At 71.5% G+C, this 17146-nt stretch carries 19 protein-coding genes; 8 read left to right on the forward strand and 11 right to left on the reverse strand.

Annotation, left to right across the window (positions count from 1 at the left end; translation table 11 throughout):
- A complete protein-coding gene (locus ACZ5J1_RS16890) occupies positions 1-882 on the forward strand; it encodes an LLM class flavin-dependent oxidoreductase (protein ID WP_464560700.1) in 882 nt (293 codons plus the stop codon).
- Positions 883-890: 8 nt separating this feature from the next.
- Here ACZ5J1_RS16890 and ACZ5J1_RS16895 read toward each other — a convergent pair whose 3' ends face one another.
- The 6 genes from ACZ5J1_RS16895 to metX all read right to left on the reverse strand — a co-directional run bounded on the left by ACZ5J1_RS16895 (position 891) and on the right by metX (position 6092).
- A complete protein-coding gene (locus ACZ5J1_RS16895; protein WP_464560701.1) occupies positions 891-2084 on the reverse strand; it encodes an NAD(P)-binding domain-containing protein in 1194 nt (397 codons plus the stop codon).
- Positions 2081-2641: an OsmC family protein gene (locus ACZ5J1_RS16900; RefSeq protein WP_464560702.1), complete on the reverse strand. Its 561-nt coding sequence runs from the start codon at positions 2639-2641 to the stop codon at positions 2081-2083. Before ACZ5J1_RS16900 ends, ACZ5J1_RS16895 begins: the two co-directional genes overlap by 4 nt.
- Positions 2642-2667: 26 nt before the next feature.
- Positions 2668-3189, reverse strand: a complete 522-nt coding sequence (locus ACZ5J1_RS16905; RefSeq protein ID WP_464560703.1) for an OsmC family protein — start codon at positions 3187-3189, stop codon at positions 2668-2670.
- Between the two features lie 82 nt (positions 3190-3271).
- Entirely contained in the window at positions 3272-3766 is a 495-nt protein-coding gene (locus tag ACZ5J1_RS16910; protein WP_464560704.1) for a CoA-binding protein, read from the reverse strand.
- On the reverse strand, positions 3766-5070 hold the full coding sequence (locus ACZ5J1_RS16915) for an O-acetylhomoserine aminocarboxypropyltransferase/cysteine synthase family protein (RefSeq protein WP_464560705.1): 1305 nt from the start codon (positions 5068-5070) through the stop codon (positions 3766-3768). The genes ACZ5J1_RS16910 and ACZ5J1_RS16915 overlap by 1 nt, the downstream gene beginning before the upstream one ends.
- Positions 5067-6092, reverse strand: coding sequence for a homoserine O-acetyltransferase MetX (gene metX / locus ACZ5J1_RS16920; RefSeq protein ID WP_464560706.1), 1026 nt, complete (start codon positions 6090-6092; stop codon positions 5067-5069). The genes ACZ5J1_RS16915 and metX overlap by 4 nt, the downstream gene beginning before the upstream one ends.
- A gap of 88 nt (positions 6093-6180) precedes the next feature.
- Between metX and ACZ5J1_RS16925 the strand changes: the two genes are divergently transcribed.
- From ACZ5J1_RS16925 to ACZ5J1_RS16935, 3 genes are read left to right on the forward strand one after another with little or no spacing between them, the layout of a single operon-like run.
- Positions 6181-6582 (forward strand): nuclear transport factor 2-like protein, encoded by a 402-nt coding sequence (locus ACZ5J1_RS16925; RefSeq protein ID WP_464560707.1) that lies wholly within the window; start codon positions 6181-6183, stop codon positions 6580-6582.
- Positions 6583-6622: 40 nt separating this feature from the next.
- Positions 6623-7720, forward strand: a complete 1098-nt coding sequence (locus ACZ5J1_RS16930; RefSeq protein ID WP_464560708.1) for a PDR/VanB family oxidoreductase — start codon at positions 6623-6625, stop codon at positions 7718-7720.
- Positions 7721-7750: 30 nt separating this feature from the next.
- Positions 7751-8293: a gamma carbonic anhydrase family protein gene (locus ACZ5J1_RS16935; RefSeq protein ID WP_464560709.1), complete on the forward strand. Its 543-nt coding sequence runs from the start codon at positions 7751-7753 to the stop codon at positions 8291-8293.
- Here the strand turns inward: ACZ5J1_RS16935 and ACZ5J1_RS16940 are convergent.
- Both ACZ5J1_RS16940 and ACZ5J1_RS16945 read right to left on the reverse strand, forming a co-directional pair.
- Positions 8260-10347, reverse strand: coding sequence for a putative bifunctional diguanylate cyclase/phosphodiesterase (locus ACZ5J1_RS16940; protein ID WP_464560710.1), 2088 nt, complete (start codon positions 10345-10347; stop codon positions 8260-8262). The two genes, ACZ5J1_RS16935 and ACZ5J1_RS16940, sit on opposite strands and share 34 nt — an antisense overlap.
- 69 nt (positions 10348-10416) lie before the next feature.
- Positions 10417-10713 (reverse strand): putative quinol monooxygenase, encoded by a 297-nt coding sequence (locus ACZ5J1_RS16945; protein ID WP_464560711.1) that lies wholly within the window; start codon positions 10711-10713, stop codon positions 10417-10419.
- A 116-nt stretch (positions 10714-10829) separates the two neighbouring features.
- Here ACZ5J1_RS16945 and ACZ5J1_RS16950 point away from each other — a divergent pair, with 116 nt between their 5' ends.
- The 3 genes from ACZ5J1_RS16950 (at position 10830) to ACZ5J1_RS16960 (ending at position 13515) form a co-directional block, all read left to right on the forward strand.
- Positions 10830-11489, forward strand: a complete 660-nt coding sequence (locus ACZ5J1_RS16950; protein WP_464560712.1) for a hypothetical protein — start codon at positions 10830-10832, stop codon at positions 11487-11489.
- An 85-nt stretch (positions 11490-11574) separates the two neighbouring features.
- Entirely contained in the window at positions 11575-13083 is a 1509-nt protein-coding gene (locus ACZ5J1_RS16955; protein ID WP_464560713.1) for a GGDEF domain-containing protein, read from the forward strand.
- Between the two features lie 60 nt (positions 13084-13143).
- Positions 13144-13515, forward strand: a complete 372-nt coding sequence (locus tag ACZ5J1_RS16960; protein WP_464560714.1) for a VOC family protein — start codon at positions 13144-13146, stop codon at positions 13513-13515.
- On the opposite strand, the gene ACZ5J1_RS16965 is transcribed toward ACZ5J1_RS16960, so the two are convergent.
- The 3 genes from ACZ5J1_RS16965 to ACZ5J1_RS16975 all read right to left on the reverse strand — a co-directional run bounded on the left by ACZ5J1_RS16965 (position 13466) and on the right by ACZ5J1_RS16975 (position 16698).
- Positions 13466-14197, reverse strand: coding sequence for a YwaF family protein (locus ACZ5J1_RS16965; RefSeq protein WP_464560715.1), 732 nt, complete (start codon positions 14195-14197; stop codon positions 13466-13468). The two genes, ACZ5J1_RS16960 and ACZ5J1_RS16965, sit on opposite strands and share 50 nt — an antisense overlap.
- Before the next feature lie 123 nt (positions 14198-14320).
- On the reverse strand, positions 14321-16024 hold the full coding sequence (locus ACZ5J1_RS16970; protein WP_464560716.1) for a copper resistance CopC/CopD family protein: 1704 nt from the start codon (positions 16022-16024) through the stop codon (positions 14321-14323).
- Positions 15994-16698, reverse strand: coding sequence for a YcnI family copper-binding membrane protein (locus tag ACZ5J1_RS16975; RefSeq protein ID WP_464560717.1), 705 nt, complete (start codon positions 16696-16698; stop codon positions 15994-15996). Before ACZ5J1_RS16975 ends, ACZ5J1_RS16970 begins: the two co-directional genes overlap by 31 nt.
- A gap of 185 nt (positions 16699-16883) precedes the next feature.
- Here ACZ5J1_RS16975 and ACZ5J1_RS16980 point away from each other — a divergent pair, with 185 nt between their 5' ends.
- Positions 16884-17108, forward strand: coding sequence for a tautomerase family protein (locus ACZ5J1_RS16980; protein ID WP_464560718.1), 225 nt, complete (start codon positions 16884-16886; stop codon positions 17106-17108).
- Positions 17109-17146: the final 38 nt, after the last annotated feature.

The raw sequence follows: 17146 nt of genomic DNA on the forward strand, positions 1-17146 counted from the left end.
ATGACCCTGCCGGTGATGGAACCGGCGATCTCGACGGCGACCCTGCAGGAGTGGGCCCAGCTGATCGACGCCGGCCCGTTCGGGTCGTTGGCGTTCGGGGAGCGGGTCGCCTTCGACAACCCGGACGCGCTCACCCTGCTGGGTGCCGTCGCTGCCTGGACGTCGCGGGTGCCGATCGTGACGACGGTGATCGTGCCGCAGCTGCACGACCCGGTGTCGCTGGCCAAGGCCCTGGCGACCGGCGACCGGCTCTGCGAGGGCCGGCTCTCGGTCGGACTCGGGGTCGGTGGCCGCGACGAGGACTACGTCGCCGCAGGCGCCGAGCCGTCCACCAGGACGATGGCCGAGATGGCCAGTCGCGCCGACGTGCTGCGCCGGGTCTGGGCCGGGGAGAACCTGACGGGCGCCACCCGACCGGTCGGGCCGCCGCCGGTCCGTCCCGGCGGCCCGGAGCTGCTGGTCGGCACGCTCGGGGAGAAGACCCTGCGCCATGCCTCCAGGTGGGCCGACGGGCTGGCCGGGATGACGCTGACCGCCGACGTCATCGAGACGGCTCGGCTGTTCGAGGTCGCCCGCGAGGCATGGGCTGAGGCCGGTCGCCCGGCGCCGCGGCTGACCACCTCGTTCTGGTTCGCCCTGGCCGAGACGTCCCCCGATCCCCGCGCCCAGATCCGCGAGCACCTGCACCACTACATGAACTGGCTCCCGACCGAGCTGGTCGATGCGCTCGCCCCGGTCGCCGGGTTCGCCGGCACCGTGGACGGGCTGCTCGCCCACCTCGACCGGTTCGAGGCGATCGGGGCCGACGAGGTCCAGCTCATCCCGACCAGCGACGACCCCGAGCAGGTCCGCCTGATCGCCGCCGCTCTCGCCGCTCGCTGACGCCCGGCTCAGAGAGCCGCGGCGAGGTGCTTGGTCAGCTCGTCGGCATCGGCACGGGCGCCGTCGATGTACGTCGACCGGCGGCGGCGCAGCACCGGCAGGCCGGTGACGTAGAGCCCGGGAACCTCGGTGACGCCGCCCTCGTGCCGGATCGCGCCCTTGGCGTCGAAGACCGGCGCGTCGACGTACCGGTGGTCGGGCTTGATCCCGGTCGCCCAGATCACGGTGCGGATCTCGCCCGAGTCCAGCCGCAGCGAGAGCCGCGCGGCGGGCACCCGGGTGGGCTCGAGCCGTTCGCCGGAGCCGCCGCAGGCGGTGTCGATCGAGGTCAGCAGCCGGGCGAGCTTGAGGTCGGCCAGCCCGGCCACGTTGGCCAGCGAGCCGGAGAAGAGCGCCTCGCCGTCCCGGATCGCCGCCAGCTTCCCGACCACCCGCACCCCGCGATCCTGGAGCGTGTTGAGGTCGAGCGTGGTGGCACCCCCGGCGAGCTGGAACGACGGCAGGCGACGGGCGCGGACGACGTCGTCGACCTCGTCCCAGCGCTCGTCCAGGAGCCCGATCTCGTCGATCCAGGCGAACAGGTCGCGGTCGCGGTAGCGCCGCGGGGCGCGCACGTGCTCTCCGACGGCCAGGGTCACCTCGCGGCCGGCGGCCCGGAGCTCCGCCGCGATCTGGACCCCGCTCGCGGCCGCGCCGACGACCAGGACACCGCCGTCGGCGACCTGGTCAGGGCGGCGGTAGTCGATCGCGTGCAGCGACGCGACCCCGGCCGGCAGCGCCTCGGCCAGCGTCGGCGCCACGCCGCGCACCGAGCCGGAGGCGAGCACGACCGACCGGGCCGACCACGGGCCCTGATCGGTCTCGACGGTGAACCCGGCCGGGCCGGGCGCGACCCGCGTCACGGCGGTCTCGGCCCGGACCGGCGCCTCGGCCGCGCGAGCGTAGTCCTGGATCAGCGCTGCCACCTCGGAGGCGGCGAGGAAGCCGTCCGGGTCGTCACCGGTGTAGCCGAAGCCCGGCAGCCGGGTCATCCAGTTGGGCGTGAGCAGGCGGAGGGAGTCCCAGCGCTGCGTCCGCAACGAGTGCGCCACCTGACCGCGCTCGAGGACGACGTGGTCGATCCCCTGCTCGGTCAGGTGGCGGCTGATGGCCAGTCCGCTGTGCCTGGCTCCGACCACCGCGACGGTGGTCGCGCGGGTCACGAGACGGAGACGGTGACCGCGGTCGGGTTGGTGAGCGCGTCGAAGACCGCCGAGCGCTTCTGCGACTGGGCGACCAGGGCCTGGATGTCCTCGGGGCTGGCGTCGGCGTCGATCGCGTAGTTCACCCGGATGTCGGTGAAGCCGTTGCGCACGTCGGGATCGGCGCCGAGGATCCCGCGGATGTCGTGGTCGCCCTCGATCGTCGCGGTGACCGAGTTGAGCTGGATGCCGCGCTGCTGGGCGACAGCGGCGACACCGGCGGTGAGGCAACCGCCGAGCGCGACGAGGAGCGTCTCGACCGGCGTGGCACCGTGGTTCTCGGCGGCGAACTGCGGCGGGTGGTCGCCCTCGTACTCGAAGGAACGGCCGGCCTCCTGCTCCTCGCCGAGGCCGAAGAAGCCCTCGACCTTGCTGCGCGAGTGGGTGCCCTTGACCCACGTGTTGCTGGCGCGCCAGGTGAACTGGGCGGCCTCCGGGGTCTCCTGCAGGGCAGCGCGGGCGCCGAGCAGCGCCTCGACGTTGACGCCGTTGTCGACAGGGGTGGTGGTCTGGGTCATGACTGTGTCTCCTCTGGTGATGGGGTTCAGGCCAGCGAGATGCTGACCGGGATCGGGCTGCTGAGCGTGTGGCCGACCGGGGAGCTGGCGAGCACCTTGGCGTGCAGTGCCTCGAGCTCGTCGCGGGGCGCGTCGGAGGCGAGGGAGACCACGGCCTCGATCGCGTCGAACCCGGCGTGACCGGGGGCGAGACCGAGGAACACGGTGAGGTCGACGTCGCCCTTGAGGTCGATCCGGAGGTCGTCGAGGCGGATGCCGGCCACGCTCGCGTTGGCGGCGTACCCGACGGCGAGGCAGTTGCCGAGCGCGCCGAGCAGCTGTTCGACGGGGTTGGCCGCGGTGTCGCCGCCGCCGAGGCCGGCCGGCTCGTCGGACAGGGTCGGCTCGAAGGAGCGGACCTTCGACTCCGAGGCGAAGGCGCCCTTCCACGTCACGTGGGCGGCCCAGGTGGTGCGGGCCTTGGCAGGGTCGGCCTGGATGGCTTGGACGAGGCCGCCGACGGCGGCGAGGTCGACATCGTTGAGGCGCGTCGTTGCGTCGATGCTCATGGTGTCTCCTGGAGTGAGGGATCTGCCTGTTCTCTTGATAGTAGACTGACAAACTCGACTAATCGAGCGTCTCGCGATCCGGTCAGCGGCCGCCCTTGCGCGAGGTGATCACGCCGGTGTCGAAGCCGGCGAGATGCAGCCCGCCGTGGAACCGGGCGTGCTCGATCTTGAGGCAGCGGTTCTGCACCACGGTCAGCCCGGCCGCCCGGCCGGCCTCGGCGGCGGCCTCGTTCTCGAGCCCGAGCTGGAACCACACCACGGGGCTGCCCAGCGCGATCACCTCGTCGACGACGGCCGGCAGGTCGCTGGACCTGCGGAAGACGTCGACGACGTCGGGCACCTCCGGCAGGTCCTGCAGGGACGCGTGGACGGTGTGGCCGAGCACCTCGGTGCCGGCGGCGTTCGGGTTGACGAAGAAGAGCGTGTAGTCGGTGTCCTGAACCAGGTACGTCGCCACGTAGTAGCTCGACCGGGCGGTGTTGGGCGAGAACCCGACGATCGCGATCGAACGGGCGGCCTGCAGGATCCCGAGCCGCTCCTTCGCGGTCGGTTCGTGCTGGATCTGCGGAATCGTCATCACGCCTCCTTCACCGCGGCGCCGAGCGCCCGGTCGAGGTCGTGGACGATGTCGTCGACGTCCTCGATGCCGACACTGATCCGGACCAGTCCGGCCGAGACGCCCGCCTCGGCCAGGCGCTCGTCGCTGAGCTGGCGATGGGTGGTCGAGGCCGGGTGGATGACGAGGGTCTTCGCGTCACCGATGTTCGCCAGGTGGCTGGCCAGCTCGACCGACTCGATGAACCGCTCCCCGGCGGCACGGCCACCCCTGATCCCGAACGAGAAGACGCTGCCCGGCCCCTGCGGCAGGTAGGTCGCCGCGCGCTCGTGGTGGTGGTGAGAGGCCAGTCCGGCCCAGTTCACGAACTCGATCCGGTCGTCGGCCTCGAGCCACTCGGCGACGACTCGGGCGTTCTCGACGTGGCGCTGGACCCGCAGCGGCAGCGTCTCCACGCCGAGGGCGAGCTGCCAGGCGGACTGGGCACTCAGGGTGGCGCCGACGTTGCGCAGGTGCTCGGCCCGCAACCGGGTGAGGAAGGCGTACTCGCCGAAGTTCCCCCACCACGACAGCCCGCCGTAGTGCTCGACCGGCTCGTGGAACAGCGGGAACCGCTCGGCGCCGTAGGTGAAGCGGCCCGACTCGACCACGACGCCGCCCAGGGTGGTGCCGTGCCCGCCCAGGAACTTGGTCGCCGAGTGCACCACGATGTCGGCGCCCCACTCGATCGGTCGGTTGAGGTACGGCGTCGGGATGGTCGAGTCCACGACCAGCGGGATGCCGTGCGCGTGGGCGACGTCGGCGAGCCCGGCCAGGTCGGCGATGTCTCCCGACGGGTTGGCCACCGTCTCGACGAAGAGCAGCTTGGTCTCGGGGCGGATCGCGGCGGCGTACGCCTCCGGCTCGGCCGAGCCGACGAAGGTGGTCTCCACCCCGAAGCGGCGCAGGGTCACGTCGAGCTGGGTGACGGTGCCGCCGTACAGCTGGGCCGAGGAGACGATGTGGTCCCCGGCCCCGGCAAGCGAGGCGAAGGTGATGAACTCGGCGCCCAACCCGGACGCGGTCGCGACGGCCCCGATCCCGCCCTCGAGCGAGGCGATCCGCTCCTCGAAGGAGGAGACGGTCGGGTTCCCGACGCGGGAGTAGATGTTGCCGTACTTCTGCAGCGCGAACCGGGCCGCGGCGTCGGCGGTGTCGTCGAAGACGAACGAGGCGGTCTGGTAGATCGGCAGCGCGCGGGCGCCGCTGACGGCGTCCGGGATGTTGCCGGCGTGGATCGCCCGCGTGGCGAAGCCGAAGCGGTGCTCGTTCAACGGGTCGCTCACTGATCACTCCTGAGGAAGGTGCGGACGAGGTCGAGGTACCCGGGCGGCTCGAGCAGGAACGAGTCGTGGCCCCAGCTCGAGTGCACCTCGTGCCGCTCCACCTCGGCCCCGCCGGAACGCAGCTGCTTCTCGATCAGCTCCGAGTGCGCGGTCGGGAACCGCCAGTCGGAGTCGAAGGAGATCACCTGGAAGCGGGTCGGCCGGTCCGTGGCGAGGATCCGGTCGACGAACCCCGCCTCGGCGAACGGGTCGAAGTGGTCGAGCAGCCGGGTCAGGTAGAGGTAGGAGTCGGCGTCGAAGCGGTCCACGAAGACCTCGCCCTGGTGGTCGAGGTAGCGCTCCACCTCGAACTCGGCACCGAAGCCCGGCGTCGCGTCCGCCGGCCGGGTGCGACCGAACTTCTCCTCGAGCCCGGCGTCGGAGACGTAGGTGATGTGGCCGAGCATCCGGGCCACCGCGAGCCCGTCGACCGGGTCGCGCAGGATCGCCTGGCGGGCGACGTGGGAGAGCGCGATGTTCTGCGCGCTGAGCCGTGCACTGGCGGCGACCAGCACGGCGCGGTCGATCTCGCCGGGGCCGTCGGCGGCCCACTGCAGCAGCTGCATCCCGCCGAGCGAGCCACCCACCGCGGCGTGCAGCCGGTCGATGCCGAGGTGGGCGACCAGCGCCCGATGGACGGCGACCAGGTCGGCGACCGAGATCAGCGGGAACCGTGTCCCGAAGGGTTCGCCGGTCGTCGGGTCGATCGACGACGGACCGGTGGTTCCGCGGCACCCGCCGAGCAGGTTCGGGCAGATCACGAAGTAGCGGTCGGTGTCGACCGGGCGACCGGGGCCGACCATGGTCGGCCACCACTGGGTGGCCTCGGCGTCCCCGGTCAGGGCGTGGGCGATGAAGACGGCGTTGTCCCGCGCCGCGTTCAGCCGGCCGTACGTCGCGTAGGCGACCTCGACGGGCGCGAGGGTGCCGCCGCCGGAGAGCTGCAGCGGCTGGTCGGCGAAGAGCGTGACGTGTTCGACCATGGCACCCCGCCCTCACGACAAGTTGAGTAGATCACTCGACAATATCGACAACCGGCGGTCGATCCAAGGGGTGCGACAGGATGCAGCCATGCAGGTCCAGATCCCGAACCCGTCCTCCGCCGGCGTCGAGCAGGCACTCGCCGTCGCCCGTCGCTGGCTGCCCGCCTTCCTGGAGGGCCGGCGCGCCGAGGACGAGCTCTACGTCGAGGGGGTCTCGACCTGGCACAACATCGACGAGTGGGAGGCCGAGATCGAGCGCACCCCCTCACGCACGCGCCAGATCAGGGCCGGCGCCCGCCTCGAGGTGACCGACGTCCGGCTGCGGGTCTTCGACGGCGGCTGGGTGCTGCAGTCCACGACGGTGGGGACCAACGCCGACGGCGTCGCCGTACGGATCCCGAGCTGCCTGGTCGTGACCCTGCACGAGGGCCGGATCGCACGCTTCGAGGAGTACGCCGACTCCCGGGCCACCGAGCCGCTCTTCGGCTGATGATGCCCGCCCTCAGGGCAAAGAATATATGATCTTGCTCATGGCCTTCTCGTTCCTCAAGCGCTCCAAGCCTGCCTCGACGGCGACCACCGTGCTGTCGTACGACCCGGTGGCCGACATCAAGGCGTCGTTGGCGCGAGCTGCTCAGGCCACCGCGCAGGACCACCACGTGACCTTCGACCTCGAGGTCTCCGCCGTCACCACCGAGGCCGAGGGCGTCATCTCGATCACCTTCCGGGACCCGCTCGGTGGCGAGCTGGCCGCGTGGACCCCCGGCGCCCACCTCGAGCTGCACCTGCCCAGCGGCCTGATCCGGCACTACTCGCTGTGCGGCGACCCGGCAGACCACGAGTCCTACCGCGTAGCGGTGCTGCGCGAGGAGGACGGCCGCGGTGGCTCGAAGGAGCTGCACGACCTCCACCGGGCCGGCGACCTGGTCAACCTGCGGATCGCGGCCACCGGTCCGCACAACCACTTCGAGCTCGTCGAGAGCCCGGACTACCTCTTCATCGCCGGCGGCATCGGCATCACCCCGATCCGGGCGATGGTCGCGGCCGTTCCCGCGGGCGCGACCTGGAAGCTGCTCTACGGCGGCCGCAGCCGCGCCACGATGGCCTTCCTCGACGAGCTCGCCGCGATCGGCGGTGACCGCATCCAGGTCGTGCCGCAGGACGAGTCCGGCATCCTCGACCTCGCCGCCGCCCTGTCCGGTCTCGGCGAGGGCACCGCGGTCTACTGCTGCGGCCCGTCGGGCCTGATCTCCGCCGTCGAGACGGCCTGTGCCGCCCAGCCGGGGATCGACCTGCACTTCGAGCGCTTCACCGCGTCGGCCGAGGCCACCGCCGCGCGGGCCGAGAAGGCCAAGAGCGACGTCCCGTTCGAGATCGAGCTGCGCCAGAGCGGCGTCACCGTCACCGTCGCCAGCGACCAGACCGCCCTCGACGCGATCCTGCAGGCCGTGCCCGACTACCCGTTCTCCTGCGAGGAGGGCCACTGCGGCTCCTGCCCCGCGAAGATCCTCGCGGGTGCCGTCGACCACCGCGACGAGGCGCAGAGCGACGCCGAGAAGGCGGAGAACACCACCATGTACGTCTGCGTCTCGCGCGCCACGACCGACCTGGTCGTCCTCGACGCCTAGCCCCCCGAGGGGTCGAGCACAATGGCGGTCATGGCCACCGATGACCGTCCCCGCCTCCTCACCCTGGGCGCGCGCCGTCCCTCGATCGACCCCGACGCCTGGGTCGCCCCCGGAGCCACCGTGGTCGGTGACGTCTCCGTCGCCGCCGGGGCGAGCCTCTGGTACGGCGTCGTGGCGCGGGCCGACATGGAGTCGATCTCGATCGGATCGGGGTCGAACCTCCAGGACGGGTGCGTGCTGCACGCCGATCCCGGGTTCCCCCTGCGGATCGGGGCCGACGTCTCCGTCGGTCACGGCGCGGTCCTGCACGGCGCCGTCATCGAGGACACCGTCCTGATCGGGATGGGGGCGATCGTGATGAACGGCGCCGTGATCGGGACGGGCAGCATCGTCGGTGCCGGTGCCTGCGTGGCCGAGGGCACCGTCGTGCCACCCCGGTCACTGATCGTCGGCGTGCCCGCGAAGGTGCGCAAGGAGATCGGGGACGACCAGGTCGCCGGGATCACGCTCAACGCGGCGGTCTACCGGGACCTGGCCGTTCAGCACCGAGAGGCCAGCAGCGCCGCGAACTGATCCGGCGTCAGCGGGTGGCTGATCAGGAACCCCTGGACCTGGTCGCAGTGCAGCTGCCGGAGGAGCTCGCGCTGCTCCTCGGTCTCGACACCCTCGGCCACCACCGAGAGCCCGAGTGCGTGCCCGAGCGCGATCGAGGCCCGCACGATCGCCCGATCGCCGGCCTCGCCCAGCATCGACTGCACGAAGGTGCGGTCGATCTTGATCGCCGTCACGTCGAAGCGCTTGAGGTAGGACAGCGACGAGTACCCGGTCCCGAAGTCGTCGATCGCGACGCCGACGCCGAGGGCCCGCAGGGCGGCGATCGACTCGATCACCCCGTACGCGTCCTCGGCCAGGACCGTCTCAGTCAGCTCCAGCTCGAGCAGGTCGGCCGAGAAGCCCGTGCTCGCCAACGTCTCGCTCACCCACGCGACGGGGTCCTTCAACAGCAGCTGGCCGGCGGAGACGTTGACCGACACGGTGAGCGGCGGCAGCCCGGCCTCGCGCCAGGCCTGCGCCTGGCGGCAGGCCTCGGTGAGCACCCAGTCGCCGATCGGCACGATCAGCCCGGAGTCCTCGGCGATCGGGATGAACTCGACCGGGGAGACCTCGTTGAGCTCCGGGTCGTTCCAGCGCAGCAGGGCCTCGCAGCCGAGGATCGCCCCGGTCGCGAGGTCGATCTTCGGTTGGTAGGCGAGCCGGAACCGGCCGGCGTCGGCGGCGTCACGCAGGCGGGTCTCGATGTCGGTGCGGCGCTGGGTGTCGCGTGCCATGTCGGGGCGGAAGACGCGGAACCCACTTCGACCCGCGGCCTTGGCGAAGTACATCGCGACGTCGGCGTTGTCGATCAGCCGGGCACCGGTGGTTCCGTCGTCGGGGTAGAAGCTCACGCCGATCGAGCCGGTCAGGTGGATCCGGCGACCTTCGACGTTGAGCGGCTCGGCCAGGGAGTCGACGATCCGTTGGGCCATCTCGTCGATGTCCTCGCGACGGTCCACGCGGGGAGCGACGATCACGAACTCGTCGCCACCGAGGCGGGCGACCACGTCCTCGGGGCAGACCAACGACATCAGCCGGCGGGCCACCGCCTGCAGTACGAGGTCGCCGTACGGATGTCCGAAGCCGTCGTTGACGAACTTGAAGCGGTCCAGGTCCAGGTCGAGCACCGCGACCCGGTGCCCGCCAGCGCGCGCGGCGGCGATCGCGACGTCGATCTCCTCGTAGAGCCGGGCGCGGTTGACCAGTCCGGTGAGGTGGTCGTGCGAGGCCTCGTGCCGCAGCTGCGCCTGGAGGGCGGCCTGCTCCCCCATGTCGATCGCGACGCCGACGTACCCGAGCTCGCCGGCGTGGGTGAACCGCTGGCCGGTGAAGACGTAGGGCAGGCGGGTGCCGTCCTTGCGCAGGACCGAGGACTCGACCGAGCTCCAGCCGTGCTCGAAGACCTCCTTGATCGCGACCTCGACCCGGGGGATCTCGTCGACGGAGAAGAAGTCGGTCGCCTTCATCCGGGCGATCTCGGCGTCGGTGTAGCCCGAGACCTCGGAGAACTTGGCGTTCCAGCGCACCATCTCCAGGTTGGCGTTGACGTGGTAGAACGGCCCGGGCAACGCGGTCAGGATCGCGTCGGCGTAGTCGCGAGCGATCCGCAGCTCGGCGGCCGCCTCGTGGGCCGCGGTGACGTCGCGCAGCGTGCCGACCATCCGCACCGGCGAACCGTCCTCGCGACGGAGCAGGATGGCGCGGTCGTCGACCGTGATGTAGCGATCGTCGTCGCCGCGCAGCCGGTAGGTCTCGGCCCAGGTATCCCCGGCGGTGCCGGTGGCGGCGAGGTTGAGGCTGCCCGTCACCCGGTCGAAGTCGTCCGGGTGCAGGCGGACCTCCCAGGAGGTCAGAGCGCCCTCGGCAGCGATCGAGTCGATCCGCAGCATCGCCATGTAGGCGGAGTTGTGCCACTGCAGCCGGTTGTCGAGGTCCCAGTCCCACACCGCTTCGCCGGTCGCTTGGATGACGGCGTCGAAGAGCTCGCCCCGCTCGGGGGGCTCCGGGAGGTCTGGTGCTGGTCCGTCGCTCACGGTGTCTCCTCTCGGGAGGTCCACGGGTGATGCTCACCGGCGCTCAGGTGATCCGAGCATCCCACATGGTCACACCGTTGGGTCGACCAATCCCACGGTCAGCACGGGAGCGGCTGCGAGCGTCGGAGCGAGGTCGGTGACCTTCCCCTCGCCGGCACGGAACGCGCGGTAGGCGGCGTCGGCCTCGAGCGACTCCCACTTCTCGACGAAGACCAGGCGGGCCGGGTCGGTCCCGTCGACCAGGGTCTCGACGCTCAGGCAGCCGGGGAAGGCGCGGGTCTCCGCCAGCACCCGCGCCATGATCGTGCGGGCCTCGTCGAGCTTCTCCGGGGCGAACTTCATCTCGAGCAGTGCGATAACAGCCATGCCACCACCTTAGCGATCGTTCAGGACGATCGCGGGCCGACTCGACCCCTGGACGACGCATTGCGCATATCTCTCGATCATGTTTAGGTAAGGCTGTCCTTAGTTGGAGGGAAGTCATGAATCACGAGGCCGAAGCAGCCCGCAGCATCCTGGCCGCGGTCGCCACCGTCGATCTCGCCGTCGAGGGTGTCCGTCAGCCCCTCGACGACGCCTTCGAGTGCGTCCGCGACTTCGCCGGCGCCCCCATGCTCGTCTGCGCTCCCGAGGGGCCGATCGCCCGCGCCGGGGAGCGTCGCCTCGACGCCGTGATGGCGCTGACGAGCCACGTCCGCCCCGGCGAACGGCTCTACCTGGCCGGTCGCCTGCGTCACCTCGGCGCGGACGTGTGCCCGTGCTGCGACGGTGGGCGGGAGTACGTCGTGGCCGACCTGGCCCAGATCGTGATGGAGCGCGACGGGATCAGGACGTCGATCGACGTGCGTGACTTCCGCGACCCGCAGCTCGAGCTCAACTCCGGCTACCTGCGGCGCAGCCAACAGCACCTCAACGACGTGCACGGCGTGCACCTGCGGGAGGCGATCGCTCGCCGGACGACCGCGACCCTCGACGACATCGTCGCCGCCCAGGTAGCGGCCATCACCGCGAGCGGGCTCGACCTGCAGTGGGTCACCGACAACGGTGCGCACGCGATGGAGGTCGTCTTCCCCGAAGCGGCACGGACCATCGACGAGCTCGGCGAGTGCCTGCGCTGGACGCTCCACCCCGACCTCTGCTGACGAATCGGCGCGATGCCGAACCTCAGCAACCTCCCACGCGAAGGCGACCCGGTCCGTAGGGTGACGAGCAACGGCAGGGGGTGAGATGACGATCGGGACCACCAGGCCCGCGGCAGGACTCCGCGGACGCCTGCTGCTGATCTGCGTTGCGCTTGTCTTCGCTCTCGTGCTGGCGGCTGCCCTCTTCGGGATCTGGACCCGGATGAGCGCCTACCTCGCCTCGTTCTGGCCCGCGAACGCCCTGCTGGCCGGCTTCTTCATCCGCTACCCGCGACTCCTGCACTGGACGACGTGGACCGCCGCGTTCGCTGCCTACATGACCGCCGACCTCCTGACCGGCGGCGAGCTCGTCGTGACGTTCGGGTTGACGGTGGCCAACCTGGCCGGCGTCCTGACCGCGGTCCTCCTGTGCCGTTCCTGGAGCCCGTCCCAACGCGGCCTCGCCGAACCGAGCGATGTCGTTCGGCTGATCGGGGTCGGCTTGGCCGGCGCCGGGGTCGCCACCCTCGTCGGGGCGCCGTGCGGCGTCGCAGCGTTCGGGTTGAGTGCCGCCGACGCCACCCAGACCTGGTTCTTCGCGGAGGTCACCGCCTACATGGCGATCCTTCCCGCGGTGCTGAGCAGCCCGCACCTGCGGGTCCTGCGTCGCGTGCGCAGACCCACGCTGGCCGAGCTCGGCCCCTTCCTCCTCCTGCCGGTCGCCTTCGCCGTCGGCGCCGCGATCGGCGGGCCGACCGCCCTGCTCGTGCTCCTCCCCCTGCTGCTGTGGACGGCCATCCAGGGCCGGGTGCACACCACCAGCGTGCTCGCCGTGCTGGCGACCGGGTGGAACATGATCGCGATGGGGTCAGGACTGCTCGACACGGAGATGGACAGCCTGGCCGCCACCACCCAGGTCTCGTTGGAGGCGGGTATGGCGCTGCTCGCCGCGTGCCCGATCGTCGTCGCCGCGGCGGTGCGTTCCCGCGAGGCGGCCCTGGCCCAGGTGCGCCTCCTCGCCGCGAGTGACCCCCTGACCGGCCTGCTCAACCGGCGCTCCTTCGTCGACCGGGCCGGCACCGTGCTGACCGAGGCCGCGGCTCGGACCGAACCGGTGAGCCTGTTGATGCTGGACCTCGACCACTTCAAGCGGATCAACGACCGGTTCGGCCACCTCACCGGCGACTCCCTGCTGATCGCCGTCAGTGACGCCCTGGCGGCCGTCATCCCGCGCCGTGGCGTGCTGAGCCGCCTCGGCGGCGAGGAGTTCGCCGTGCTGATCAGCGGGTCCGATCACCACCAAGCCGTCGCACTGGCCGCGCTGCTGCGGACGGCGACGGCGACCGCTGTCGTGCGGGCTCTCTCCCACGCCGCGGATCCGGAGGCACCGCCGGCGGTGACGTCCGGTCCGAAGGTCCGCGACCCGGCCTGGGCCGAGCGCCTCGTCCCGCTGCACGACTGGCCGGTCACTGCGAGCGTGGGCGTGCACACCGTCCTTCCCGACCCCGCCACCACCGTCGACGAGCTGATCGGCCGGGCCGACGCACTGCTCTACCGGGCGAAGGACGCGGGCCGCGACGGCGTCGCCGATGACGCGCTGACCGACCCGCGCTGATCCGCGCCCCCAGCGTCTGAGCCAGGTGACACGCGGCACGGTCGGGGTGATGATCGAGGGATGACAACACCGATCACCGAGCTCATCGCCGTCACGCTGGACTGCTCCGACTCCGGTCGAGCGGCCCGCTTCTACGCCGACCTGCTGGGCGGCGCCGTCACCGGCGAGTACCCGGAGTACGGCTACGCCCAGGTCGAGGCGCTCGGCTCGACGTTCAACTTCCAGCAGGTCGCCGACTACAGCCGGCCGGAGTGGCCGGGCCAGGACCGGCCGCAGCAGTTCCACCTCGACTTCCGGGTCTCCGACCTCGACGGGTCGGTCGCGCACGCCGAGTCGCTCGGCGCGACCCGCGCCACCGGCCAGACCGGCGAGGGCTGGGTCGTCATGCTCGACCCGGACGGTCACCCGTTCTGCCTCTGCCCGCCGCAGTGACCCGGGTCCAGGGCAGCGTCATCACCACCGCCCAGACGCCCAGCAGCAGCGCGATCTCCGCCACGACGTACGTCGGCCACGGACCGAGCAGGTCCAGCGCCGAGGCCGCACTCGGCTTGCCGTTGAGGTAGCCGTAGTTGGTGTCGGCCACCACGTTGAAGACGTAGGCGGCGATCGCCCAGCTCGCCGTCACCAGCACGGTGAACCGGTAGCCGGCCCAGGTGGGACGTACGCCCAGGCCCCAGGTGAGGAAGACCGCCGCCCACACCACGCCGAGGTGGAGCACCCAGAAGCCGACGTACCGCGGGTCGGGGAAGGCTTGGTAGAGCGACGGCGTGAGGATCCCCTGGATCGTCAGGGTGATCCCGACGTAGTAGACGAACGCCGAGGCGCGCGTCGAGCGCGACCACAGCGCGATCACGGCGGCCAGGGTGGCCAGGTCGCAGAGCTGGAACGGCCACGAGGTGTCCACGTCGTAGTCCGCCGGGGCCAGGTTGGCGGCCAGGTTGAAGATCCCCGCCGCGGCGACGACCAGCGCGAAGCAGCGCCGTGACACCACCTCCGCCGGGGTGCCGCTCACCCGGTGCCCCCACACCACCATCGCGGGCACGCCGATCGCGAAGATCGCCAACCACAGGAAGTGCTCGGACGAGAACGCCTCGAAGCGCACCGAACCGGTCATGGGAGCAACGTCTCACCCCGGGTCCGCGAAGGCGAGGGATCAGAGCATGTCGCTGACGACAGAGCCCCCGACCGGATCCCGGTCGGGGGCTCGGCGCTGCTGCGAGGAGTCAGCAGCGCGTCTTCATCGGGAGCTCTCCTTGACGGTGAACGTCAGGGCTCCCACCGGGTTGTCGAACTCACCGGTGCGCAGCGAGATCTGCAGCTCCCACCGGCCGGGTTCGGGGAAGACCACCGATCCCGTGTAGACCCCCGGGCCGACGTTCTGCAGCGGCACGTCGCCGAGGTCGAGGTCGCCCGCGGCGAGGGTGGCCGTCGGGGCGGCGTACCCCTCGGTGGGGCCGCCGTTGGCGTCGGTGAGCTCGATCGTGACCGAGCTCGGGCCGGTCACCGGCGAGGAGATCGTCGCGGTCGCCTCGATCGTGCCGAGCTGGGTGGTCTGCGCGGCCGGGCGGGCGGCGCTGAGCTCGACGTCGGGGCTGCGGTCCACCAGGAGTCCGGTGAGGACCAGCACGACGCCGAGGAGCGCTGCCTCGATGGCGACCACCCGGGTCACCGACGATGCGGCAGCACGGATCTCGTGGCGCTTGGTCACCTGCTGCATCCGCGGGAGCAGGACACGACGGTTCCACGCGGCGATCCCGACGACGAGGAGGACGGTGAGGATCTTGGCGATCAGCAGCCGCCCGTACGTGGTCTCCACCAGGGCGCTCCACGAGCCGAGGATCCGCCAGGCGAGGACGGCCCCGGACAGGGTCAGCGCGACGAGCACGCCGGCCGCGATCCCCGAGAACCGGGCGAGTGTCTCGGCGGCGAGTGCCCCCCGCTCGGCGAGGAGCGGGAGCACGACGGCCAGCGCGACGACCCCGCCGAGCCAGACGCTTCCGGCGAGCAGGTGCAGCATGTCGACGCCGACGACGAACCACTCCGGAGAGGTGGCGCGGGTGTGGCCGGTCAGGGCCGGTGCGATCACCGCGAGCCCGGCGGCCACCAGGGTGGCGTAGCGACGGGTGCGCGACGGCGTGCCCGATCCGAGCAGCAGCACGGCGGCCACGCTGCCCAGCACGACCAGGTCGGCGACGAGGTGGTCCAGCGGAGCGATCGCCGACCAGGTGCTGGCGTTTCCGAGCAGGCTGAGGCCGCCACCGAGCTGGTAGGTCGCGACCACGGGAACGGCGAGGAGCCAGGCGACGGCGACGACGCCGGCCGCACCCCGGACGATGCGCACCAGCCGCTCGCGCGCCCGGTCCGGGGAGTCGGTCGGGAGGACCAGCAGGATGAAGGCGATCAGTCCACCCAGGAGCAGCAGTCCGGCGTAGCCCGCGATCCGCAGGACCTGGAGCAGGACGGGCGGCCGTTCGGTGCCCGCCTCCGGCGCGTCGATCGGGGCCACCGTGGCGCTCGGCGCGCCGACGGAGAACCGCAACGATCCGCTCACCGGGTGGCCGTCGTCGGAGATGATCCGCCAGACCACCACCAGCGTGCCGTCCTCGACCGGCTCGGTGAGCTCGACCTCGAGGGTGTGGCCGGTGGCCGACGCCTGGGAGTCGACCTCGTCGCCCTGGGCATCGAAGACGTGGACGCCCTTCGGCACCAGCCCGATGGTCTCGCTGAAGGTGAAGGTGATCTGCTCGGGCGCCTCCGCCAGGACCGCCCCCTCGGCCGGATCCGATCCGAGCAGGACGGCGTGCGCCTGGGCCGCGCCGGCCGAGGCGAGGACGAGGCTGAGCGTGAGCAGGACGAGGGCTGCGAACGCGCGGACTCCCCGCGCTGCCGGCCGTCCCCCGGGACGGGTGATCACGAGCGTCGACGCAACCGGGTCAGGCACGCGATGCCGAGCAGGACGCCGACGACACCGACGGCCAAGGCACCGAGGGCGAGGAGCGAGTTGCTGCCGGACGACGCACCCTCACCGGCCACCAGCTCCACGGACGTCGCCGGGTCGGTCGCGGCCGTTGTTCCGGTGGCGGTGAGGACGAAGCTCGGGGCGGGCAGGGCGAGGTCGTCGGCGCTGTGGCCCGCGGCCGGCACCTCGATCCAGGCCGCCTCGCCCTTCTCGCAGGTCTGGATCGTCGGGAACGCCAGGGTGCTGCCCACCTCGGCGGGCAACCGGAGGGCGAGCTCGAAGGTGTCGCGCTGGCCGTCGGGCAGCGGGGTGTCGGTCCGGTAGGTGATCGAGGAGACGCGGTCGGTGATCCGGGTGCCGTGCTCGTCGGTGGCGGGCGGGACGACCGGCTCGTTCTTGACGGTGATCTCCCACAGCGGGTTCCGGGTCGGCGTCACCGAGTAGACCGAGTCGGGGATCCGGATCTCGATCGCGGTCGTCGCCGACCCCTCGCAGCCGTGGCCGACGCTGACCGTGAGTACGGCGTTGGCGCCAGCCTGGGTCGTGGACGGGGTCACGGTGACGTGGGCCGACGCGGGCGCCGCCACGGCGACCAGTGTCAGTAGACCCGCCGCCACGGCCAGACCTCGGGCGGGTGACACGACGTGGCGGTTCACGAGCGACTCCTGGATGCGGAAGGGGTGACGTCCCTGTTTCGGGTGACCGACGTCACACAAACAGCATACCGAACCGTTGTCAAGGATGTGAACTTGGTCCCACCGGGGGCTAGTGTGGTTCGCATCACTGAACTGAGGTCGCCGACATGGACAGATTCCAGGGTGGCTCCGTCGAAAGGACTGTCATGCCCAACATCACCGTCGAGCTCCTCAAGGGCCGCACGATCGAGCAGCGCCGCGCCTTCGCCCAGGCCGTGGCCGACAACGCCGTCGAGATCCTGGGCGCCCGCCGCCAGGACGTCCGGATGGTCTTCAGCGAGATCACCCCCGACATCGTCGCCAACGGCGGCGTGCTCGCCAGCGAGGACGACAGCCGCGCTGGCGTCGTCGCTGCACTCGCCGACGACTGACCCCAACTCGCCGACTTGAGGGTTCCTGCAGGCGACTT

The sequence above is a fragment of the Nocardioides sp. JCM 18999 genome (genome assembly GCF_055391175.1).